Origin of the sequence: Pedococcus ginsenosidimutans (genome assembly GCF_039544395.1) — a bacterium.
Classification (GTDB): Bacteria; Actinomycetota; Actinomycetes; order Actinomycetales; family Dermatophilaceae; genus Pedococcus; species Pedococcus ginsenosidimutans.
On sequence record NZ_BAABLO010000021.1, the window covers coordinates 1 to 1,471 of the forward strand.

Annotated in this window: 1 protein-coding gene; it reads right to left on the bottom strand. The window is 37.9% G+C overall.

What is annotated here, in order from left to right:
• Positions 1–137: 137 nt before the first annotated feature.
• Positions 138–1,373 carry an IS256 family transposase gene (locus tag ABEA42_RS18485; protein WP_345505363.1) on the bottom strand — a complete coding sequence of 412 codons (1,236 nt, stop codon included), beginning with the start codon at positions 1,371–1,373 and terminating at the stop codon, positions 138–140.
• Positions 1,374–1,471: the final 98 nt, after the last annotated feature.

Here is a 1,471-nt window from a genome sequence, read left to right on the forward strand (position 1 = left end):
TCGCTCCACGGGATAGTTCATTTAACTGTGTCTTTGTTTAAAAATAATATTATTCTACTTCCCTCTTTTGGGAAGTAAGATTAGGTTCTAGAAGGAGGCCGTAGGCCGACTGAAAGAACCTAATCTTACTTTTGTTTTCAGATATACTCCGATATCCGATCTGAGTATTTTTCTAGTATACTACGCTGGATTTCTGTCCAGCCGTTAGCCTTTTTAGCCCATGACTTTTTATTGTGCATTAGGGATAAATACAGCTGTTTGGTTAGCGCAGTCTGGGAGACCCAAGCTGCTTTGGACTTTATTAATTTCCTCATGATTCGATGTAGAGCCTCCACGGGATTGGTGGTATATATCATCTTTTTCATGCCTGAATTGAAATTCATATAGGCCATTAATTCTTCCCAATTACCCCTCCATTGATCCACAATGTACTGATATTTATTTGACCACTTGACCTCAAATGCCAACAATGCACTCTCTGCCTGTTCTAGCGTCGGGGCTGTATAGATTTTGCGCAAATCCATTGTCACCTTCTTGATGTCTTTTGAATCCACATATTTTAACGAACTTCTCACTTGATGTACTATGCATTTTTGTACTATTGTCTTTGGGAATACTTCCCCTATTACTTCTGAAAATCCTGTTAGATTATCTGTACACATTACCAATACATCTGCTATACCTCTTCGCTTAAGATCTTCTAATATTATACCCCATCTGCTCGCTCCCTCACTACCTTGAACATATAAGCCTAGTAAGTCCCGCTTACCTTGCCAGTCTACTGAATATACGGTGTAGAATGCATGGCTACTGTATTTACCTTCGTTTCTAACCTTGAAATGTATAGCATCTAAATAAACTATTGGATAAAAGCTCTTTAACTCTCGATTGCGCCATTCTTGTATCTCTGGTAATACCTTATCTGTAATTTGAGAAATCTTCCCTGCCGATATCTCTACCCCATACATCTGTATTAATAATCGCCTTACATCCTCTATTGAATTACCCTGGGCATATAAGGCTAATATCTGTTCGTCCAGTCCACTGCTTAACTCTCTTTCCCGTTTACCTATTAGTTCTGGTTCAAAATCACCATTACGGTCTCTTGGGGTCTCTACATAGATATCCCCACTATTGGTTCTCACTTTCTTTAATGTTTTCCCATTTCGTTTATTCTTTCGTGATGATGCTCGCTCTTCGTTCATAAAGGAAGACATTTCTCCTTCTAATACTTGATTTACCATCGATTGTAACAATTCACTAAATGGGCTATCCTCTCCTAAGACTGGACGTTTGCTATATAAGTGATCTTTTAACCGGTCATACAATTCTTGACTTAGTATTTCCTTCTCGTTTTTCTTCTCTTTTTTCATAGTTTGCTAAGATAAGTAGACACACTTAATTGAACAGTCTCCAGAAAAAGATCAGCCTACTAAATATCTGCGTTTATTTTAACATGAAAAGCTAAACG

Excerpts from the sequence above, each read along its gene's own strand:
- ABEA42_RS18485 (WP_345505363.1), bottom strand. The coding sequence starts at position 1,373 with ATGAAAAAAGAGAAGAAAAACGAGAAGGAAATACTAAGTCAAGAATTG.